The following is a 7,854-nucleotide window of genomic DNA, read 5'->3' as shown; positions in this document are numbered from 1 at the left end:
CGCTTCTTTTGAGACGCCGATATCAAAATCGATCAGATATTCGGCTAACTGCCTGCCATCTATGAGAACCACCTTCTGTTCAATTCTCCTGACATAATCATAGGCATCAGCTGAAAATTTTGAGGTGGTGATGAAAACGCCCTTTTTTGCCCTGTTCCCCGCAAGGCTCCCGACAAATGCCTGTATATCCGGTCTGCCAACGGTGTTCTGCCACCGCTTTGCCTGTATGTTGACCACGTCCAGACCAAGCCGGTCCTCCTTGATCATCCCGTCGATACCGTCATCCCCACTCTTTCCGACCGCCTGCCCTGCATCTTCCCGTGAGCCGCCATAGCCCATTGCCACAAGCAGATCCACAACAAGCTTCTCAAAGAATTTCGGGGAGCATTCCATAACCTTCTCAAGAATCTCGTCTGCAAGCTGGTTCCGGATCTCGAGATAAATCTTGCGAATATTTTCATCAGGTGTGAGTACTAATGGTGTGCTATCCTGTTCACCTCTGCCTCTCAATTCGCCACCCTTCTTCTCATGCCGGAGAGCTTTAAAATCACGATATTCCTCGAACCGCTCAAGAAATTTTTCATCAATTTTTTCAGGCCTCTCATTTAAAACCTCTTTGCCACGGTTGCTAATTTGAGCAACTCCACGCCGAGGGGTTATTAGTAGACCAGACTTCTTCAGATAGGTCATGGCCCATCCGACTCGGTTATCAAAGGTAGACTGGTTACCGCTCGGTATTTTTTCAGCGAGATCATCGTCTGTAAGATGAAAAATATCTGCTATTTGCTTGCGAATAACCTTCCTTTCGTGTTCTTTTCCATCTGAAATACATCTCAGGACAGGTAGCATCATTGTTTGATAATCGGGAACGGGCATGGTATTCTCCTGAGGAAGGATATTCGGGGGTGATGGGAAAAAGGTTTGGAGGGTTGTGGTGTGGGGCTTCGACGGTCTTTAGGGGGTGATTAGAAGAATGGTTTGTGGGAATTCGTTGTTTGAGTAAAATGAGGTTGTTGGATTTATTCACTCTTATGTTGGCCATTCTGGATCGTTTTGTTTCAGAATATATACCTAAGATTCACAACAGGCCTGATATGCTGAAGTTGAACTAATTCATATGAAATAGCGAGGAGGCATTAAACGTCATATTTGCTCTTTACAATGTCTTTAAGCATGATAGAATTTTATTGTCAAGTAATTTTGCGTAATTACTAGCCTCAGTAAAATTAGGATCGGTTTTATCACACACATATTCTGTGCGAGTGAGCAAATTTGCTCTTCGGAATATTACCAGTGCTAGGGGATATCTACTAATATATCCATAACTTTCTTCACCTATTTTTGGATCATATAAGTTAAATGTATTGGATTCAGTTTGTTGTTTTTCTTTTGCGTTTTGATAACCAAGTCTTGCACCTTCAATTGAATTATAACGATAAATTACTGACTTAATTGTTGGATATCCTTCTTTCCGTCTGGTAATTCTGAAAGTTGAAGTATGCTCCCAATAATTCCCCTCGACCTTCGTTCTTCCTTGAAACCATCCTTCAGGGAGATCAGTTAATGATAGTGCAATTGATGGAATATTCCTATGATGAACTATTTTCTTATGCCCAGTTTTTATTGCCTCAACATCATCAATAAATTTGTTTATCTCTGTTTGAAGTCTATTTGATATCTTAAGTTTTTTTAGTTGATCTCTCCCAAAGTTATCTTTTAGGTTTCTTATGGCTGTATCATCACCATACATGATAGCTTTTTTATAAAACTCAAAGGAATATTCATAATCACTATCCTGAAAATAAATCTCTGCGATATCTGTATAGTAACTTGACTCTTTATAGAAATTTTCTAACCAACTCTTTAATTTTTTCTGCATATCGATGAAATCTAGATATTCTAAGTTTCCTTTACCTAATAAATCGGATGCAAGGCTTTGCCGATCATTTGTGATGATAATCACTTCTTTTCCATATGCTATCATCAATCCGATTTCGAGATAAATATTTTTTAGCGATCTTTCCTTTGTATCTTTTGTAATAACTGCAATTCCAAATGCAGATGATAAAATCAATTTACAAATTTTACAATAATTGTCACCTGATTCAAAAATACTCATTGCATCAATAACAGAATATCCAAATGAATTAAAAACCTCATCAATTTTCACCCTTAGAAGTGATTTTTCTTTGGTTTTAGTTCCATTATCATCAATATTATTCGAATTCTCGGCATCGGAAATTATTAGAAAGCATTGCTTAGGGATAGATGGCATCTTTTTCTGACATTCACTTGTTGAATTAGGGCATATTAAAACCAAAAGAATCAGATCCTAGTTGAATTATTTTGATCGATACTTTTTAATATTTTTATACGGCCCCTCACTTTTTTTATTTGCTATGATTTTACCTGCATCACGATCAATTTTGACCCATCTCTCAGTACGAGGATTGAAAACCTGTATGTAATTCTTTTTGTTAGTGCTCATCTGGTCACCTACTGTCTATTATCAACAAATATCTGATTTTTATTCTTATTTTAATTTATAATTTACGCCCTATATTAAATGCTCCACATGAAGGATTATTTACTTTATGAATAACCGAAATCGTCCTTTGTCGTTTACTCTATTTTCATTGCAAGATAGGCATAATAAGGTGGCCCCCATTTGAGTTTCCCCTCACCACCGGGTCGTATATTTTTACACTCTTTGTATTTTTTAAACCGTTTTATGAGATACTGTTCCATATCGATAACTCTCTGTTTGGATTGGGTTCTGTATAATACGACCATATAATCATATCCACCCAACCAGTAATCATCGCTAACAGCTCGATTATTAATGTCTGTCGTTATGCCAATTTTAAATTGTTTGCACATTTTCCTTCGACTATTAATTTCCCTGCCAATTTTTTGGCATAGTTCATCGAAGTTTCTTCCCGTTTGTATGTGGGGAATTATATTCATAACCGTCTGATGGATTCGAAATATAAAAAACCTTTCGATTAATTCAGTATCTCCAATTGAAAATTGGGTGAGCGGCAAAGTCCCTTCGATTCACGGCACGATAGCAGTCAGTTACGATCTATCGCTGGCTCCCGGATGATCCACCGACCAACACCCCCTTGCAGCTGTGACATGGAGATGGTAACCGGGTACCTATCGTCTATCGTGGCTCTTCATATCGAGCAACGGCAGTGTCTAGGTGATGTTCTTTGTGGAGCGCCACAAGTGAGCATTTTTAGAATGCAATTGATAACTGTCCACATCATTTGCCCTCTGACATCACCTGACCACTGCATTTTGTTCCTGATAAAAGCCAGATGTGGGATGAGGGGCTTGAAATCGACCAGGGATTTGAAGATCTCTATCTCATTCAGTTTTATCCTGAAGAGAAAAACATCGGCACCGAGTTTCGGTTGGGTGGTGAAGATCGGTTTCGTGTCCTCATGGATCTTTTAGATGATCTCGAAGCACCCAGTGATCGCCCACGGGAGGGTGGTGTCCTTATCGATCACCTGCTGCCTGACATAGACAAAGAGGATGTAGCCGGATTGGGTCTTGCCAATCCGTTTGATGGCGCGATTCAGAATGCCTCAAATCTGCCCTTTTATCGTTATGTCTGCGTTTGTTCGGTTGAAGATAGCGAGCCAGAGGGCCATTAAATCAAGTTCTGTCCATTCTATCGTGAGAGTAGTGGGGCCCCTCTCACAAATACATAAACATACAAAAACTATGTTCATACAATTAACGATAGGTATAAATATTCATAGGATAAACGTAGATGCATGGAATCTAATATATCTATACCGGCCTGGGTCGACAAGGGATATTCATATCTCTGGGATGCGTTCGAAAAGAATGAATTTCGGATTCAGGATGCTGCGAAAGTCCTTGAGGGTAAAACTGAGGATACCAAGACCAAGCCCCCTGCCCTCCTGTCAAAACTTCGGAAGGTCGGTCTACTCAATGTGCGATCTGATAACGAGGATGCACGAAAGAAAATATACTCCCTTATCGGCAGGGAGGAGCAGATTGCAGCAATTCTTTCTGTTTCAGATGAGAGGTTGACCCGAGACGAACTCACCCGCATCCTCAAGCGCGCGGCGGATATTATACGTACCAGGGTGGATTACAAGTTCATTCTCCTTCCACTATTCCTGAAGCGCATCAGTGACAAATGGGAAATGGAGACAAAAGCCGCATATGATGAATCGCTGGAGGATGGATATACTAAAGAAGAGGCATGTGCCGAAGCCAAGAAGGCGATGTATCACAGTTTTGATCTCCCTGAAGAATACCTCTGGGAAAACCTGCGTAAAGATACCGAGAAGCTCCCTGAAACCTTTTCAATGGCTCTTAAAGAGATCGGAAATCGCAACCCTGAACTGCGGGATGTCTTCGACACTGTGGACTTCATACAGTTTACTCAGAGCCGGGAGAATGCTGAAATTCTCCGCCAACTGGTGGAACTCTTCAGCGAGAAAAAACTCACTGATGTCTCTGCTGACATCCTTGGTGACGCCTATGAGTGGCTTCTGCAATATTTTGCTCCGCAGAAGGCAAAGGAAGGTGAAGTCTATACTCCCCGCGAGGTAATCCAGCTTCTTGTTGAGGCTCTCGATCCACACCCTGGAGAAAGCGTGTACGACCCCGCTGCAGCAAGTAACGGCATGTTGATCATCTCTCATAAGCACGTTGTTGAGAATTATGGGCCCGAAGATGCAGAGCAACTCTTCCTCTACGGTCAGGAAGCAAACGCCCAAACGCTTGCCTATGGTCGGATGAACATGTACATTCATGGCATCAGAAACGTGAATCTTGCGCATGGAGATACCCTCCTGTATCCAAAGTTCAAGAAAGATGATGGGACAGGGGTCAAGCAGTTTGATGTTGTGATTGCCAATCCGCCCTGGAACCAGGACGGCTATGAAGAGACGATCCTGAAAAAGGGGGAGTTCTGGAAACAACGCTACTCCTTTGGTTTTATTAATCGCCAGAGTGCAGATTGGGCATGGGTCCAGCACATGCTGGCCTCGGCAAAGGAAGAGACGGGGCGGGTCGGTGTAGTTATCGATACCGGCTGTTTATTCAGGGGTGGGAAGGAGAAGGCGGTCCGTCAGAAGATCATCGATCATGATCTCCTGGAATGCATAATCCTCTTGCCCGAGAAGCTCTTCTACAACACCGGAGCACCAGGCGCCATTATGATCTTGAGGAGGCAGAAGCCCGAGGAGAGGAAGGGCAAGGTGCTCTTCATCAACGCCTCCAATCAGTTCGAAAAACATCCTAATGTCCGCAAACTCAACATCCTCGCAGACGAGAACATTACCACGATCGTTACGGCATATGAGGAGTTCGCAGAGGATGACGGCTTCGCCCGCTTGGTGCCGGTCGAGGAGATCGCACAAAATGACTATAGCCTGAATGTGACACTCTATGTTTTCCCCAATCAGGAGAAGGATGAAATCGATCTCGCTGGAACATGGGCGGAGATCAGGCAGATTGAAGAAGAGTTACAAGCCGTGGATGCAAAGATTGAGGGTTATCTGAGAGAGATCGGGTATAAAGAGGTGGTTCTGTGAGCGAAATTACACCCGCGAATAGCTCCCTTTCTGGTTTTGCCAATAAGGAATTAGATCAGTTATGTGAGTTGATACGCCAAGAAAAAGTGATCTTTTGGGTTGGATCTGGATTTTCTCATTATGCGGGATATCCAACAGGATCAGAACTATCTGATCTTCTTGGAGCAGCCTTGGGAGAAAAGGCATGTTCACTACCTTTGCAAGAAGCTGCTGATCGTTATGTTGAGGCTAAAGGTAGAGAAAGTTTGATCGATCTGTTGAAAGAGTGTTATGGTAAGGAGCCGGAAAGGATCGAGACCCACAAATCACTCGCCCACATTAACAGAATAAAGTATATTATAACCACAAATTATGATCCGCTCTTCGAGCATGCGTACGACGATAATATTGTCAGTATTGCCCATGATGATGAGTTGCCAGGGATAACCGATTATCCAGACAGGACAATTCTGTTAAAAATCCATGGTGATTTGTCTGATCCAGAGTCCATTGTCATAACCTCAGAGGATTATAGAAAATTTGACCGTGATTCCATTGTCTGGAGCAAGATCAAATCTCTGCTTGCAGAATATTCTGTTGTGTTTATTGGTTACTCGGTCGCGGATTCAAATGTTAGGGAGATGCTCAAAGACATTTATGGGCGACTCGAATCCAGAAAACACCCCTATTTCTTTATCGATAAAAATGTAGATGAAGAGAAAAGGGAAGGGTTGAATGAGTATAATTTACAGTTCATTGAGATGGATGCAGCTACAGCAATAGAATATATTACAAATACTGTAATACAGAATGCCTTTGTCGATGGGATGAAAAAACCATCCCTCTTAGTAAAATCAGAGGGGATTTTTGATCAGCAGGGTGTTGAAATTGTTTACACAAGTAAGGGGAAAAAAGTAACTCATGTGAGTGTTTCTTCAAAAGATCCCGGGGTACCTTTTGGATTTACATTAGCTTATAAATTGAAAAAAGAAGATGGGACTAAATCCCAAGAAATGATTGATCTCCTTACGGGCATAAGTTGTGATCCAGTTACTATCAAGGCAACGGATCTTCATTTGAAACTTTGTAATGGTACAGATAATGGCATTTTATTAACGGATCCATCGGCTCTAAAATCAGGGAATTTAGTAATCGAACCTCACCCTAATACAGAATGTAGAGTCGATCTTCAATCGACACAACGGCAATTGAGACTGAGCCATCTGAAAGCGAAAGTCTACGGTTCACAGCAATCTATGAAACTTGAAATTGACGATCCTGACTTCATATTGATCATTCGAATGTCAGGGGTGAAGCGTGAAGCAAAGATCAATTTCAAAGCGAAAAATATTCTATCAGATGTCAATCGTGCTCGCGAAATTTATGGTCTTATTGATGCCTGGGCCCAAGGTGAGTCTATAGAGTTAATATCTGCCTCATTCCAAGGACCATTTGTTCTTAAAAGTTCAATTATTCCAGAACCATCAGCTGAGACACGCTTAATCAACGATTTATACAGGATGTATAATGACTTGGGTGATCTTCAATCTCGGTTTCATGTGAAATTTCAGATCCCTGAGGAGATCACGGTAGATGAGCAAGAGAAGATCTTATGGTTATCGTCGTTTGTCAATGGCCGACCCGAGAAACTTATTGATGTTACTATCACTGTTGCAAACTCCGAGTCAGTCCGAGAAGCCTTATCAAAGGAAGATGTTGAAACTCTCAAGCTTTCTCGAGAATTATGGTGTGATTTTGAACTATTTGATAAAATATTAAGAGTTCCTTTTGAAGTTGAAGGATTTGATATGAGGCCAATTAATAAAGAGGAGATCCAAGCCGCAATAGAACGTGACGATCAAGATCTTGTTATCAAATGGAAGAGTGACACGGGGAACCTTTATATAAAATTTAACCCTCTGCAGGTTATTAATGCGGACGTTGTAGGATCTCAAAAGGAAATTGCGGCTGGAGATGAAAACTGATGACTATCGCAAAGCAAATTCCTTCCGGCTGGAAGAGCGTCACTCTCGGAGACGTCGTTATACTGAGGAAGGAAAGCGTGCAGCCTTCAGGGGAGGGAACGGATAGATTCGTTGGGCTGGAAAACATCACACCAGGGACGGTAAAACTCGATGCTTGGGCTTTTGACACCGATCTCAGGAGTACCAAGTCAAAGTTTTACTCAGGGGATCTGCTCTACGGAAAACTTCGTCCGTACCTTGATAAAGCGGTGAAGGCAGATTTCGATGGGATTTGTTCGACCGACATCCTCGTATTGACGCCGACG

General features: G+C 42.0%; 7 protein-coding genes. 4 read left to right on the top strand and 3 right to left on the bottom strand.

The annotated features are described in order from the left end of the window. From QCH34_RS03300 to QCH34_RS03290, 3 genes are all read right to left on the bottom strand, one after another. A partial coding sequence (locus QCH34_RS03300) for a restriction endonuclease (protein WP_300330043.1) occupies window positions 1-849 on the bottom strand: 849 nt, incomplete at its 3' end. Between the two features lie 307 nt (window positions 850-1,156). Continuing rightward, window positions 1,157-2,275, bottom strand: a complete 1,119-nt coding sequence (locus tag QCH34_RS03295) for a hypothetical protein (RefSeq protein WP_300330038.1) — start codon at window positions 2,273-2,275, stop codon at window positions 1,157-1,159. 347 nt (window positions 2,276-2,622) lie between these two features. Continuing rightward, window positions 2,623-2,967, bottom strand: coding sequence for a hypothetical protein (locus QCH34_RS03290; protein ID WP_300330036.1), 345 nt, complete (start codon window positions 2,965-2,967; stop codon window positions 2,623-2,625). 356 nt (window positions 2,968-3,323) lie between these two features. On the opposite strand from QCH34_RS03290, the gene QCH34_RS03285 reads away from it, so the two are divergent. The 4 genes from QCH34_RS03285 to QCH34_RS03270 all read left to right on the top strand — a co-directional run. Then, window positions 3,324-3,665, top strand: a complete 342-nt coding sequence (locus QCH34_RS03285) for a hypothetical protein (RefSeq protein ID WP_300330034.1) — start codon at window positions 3,324-3,326, stop codon at window positions 3,663-3,665. Window positions 3,666-3,788: 123 nt separating this feature from the next. After that, the gene (locus QCH34_RS03280) at window positions 3,789-5,585 is read left to right on the top strand and encodes a class I SAM-dependent DNA methyltransferase (protein WP_300330031.1); all 1,797 of its coding nucleotides are present in this window, start codon (window positions 3,789-3,791) and stop codon (window positions 5,583-5,585) included. Continuing rightward, window positions 5,582-7,549 (top strand): SIR2 family protein, encoded by a 1,968-nt coding sequence (locus QCH34_RS03275; protein ID WP_300330028.1) that lies wholly within the window; start codon window positions 5,582-5,584, stop codon window positions 7,547-7,549. Before QCH34_RS03280 ends, QCH34_RS03275 begins: the two co-directional genes overlap by 4 nt. Beyond that, the coding region (locus tag QCH34_RS03270) for a hypothetical protein (protein WP_300330025.1) at window positions 7,549-7,854 on the top strand (306 nt) is incomplete at its 3' end. The genes QCH34_RS03275 and QCH34_RS03270, both read left to right, overlap by 1 nt.

The sequence above is a fragment of the Methanocalculus sp. genome, assembly GCF_029762515.1.
In the GTDB taxonomy this organism is placed as follows: domain Archaea; phylum Halobacteriota; class Methanomicrobia; order Methanomicrobiales; family Methanocorpusculaceae; genus Methanocalculus.
The sequence above is the reverse complement of the archived record's forward strand: the minus strand, read 5'-3'. Positions and strand labels throughout refer to the sequence as shown.

What these genes read in the sequence shown, in the direction of transcription:
- QCH34_RS03295 (WP_300330038.1), bottom strand. Translation starts at nt 2,275, where the DNA reads ATGCCATCTATCCCTAAGCAATGCTTTCTAATAATTTCCGATGCCGAG.
- QCH34_RS03290 (WP_300330036.1), bottom strand. Translation starts at nt 2,967, where the DNA reads ATGAATATAATTCCCCACATACAAACGGGAAGAAACTTCGATGAACTA.
- QCH34_RS03285 (WP_300330034.1), top strand. Translation starts at nt 3,324, where the DNA reads ATGTGGGATGAGGGGCTTGAAATCGACCAGGGATTTGAAGATCTCTAT.
- QCH34_RS03280 (WP_300330031.1), top strand. Translation starts at nt 3,789, where the DNA reads ATGGAATCTAATATATCTATACCGGCCTGGGTCGACAAGGGATATTCA.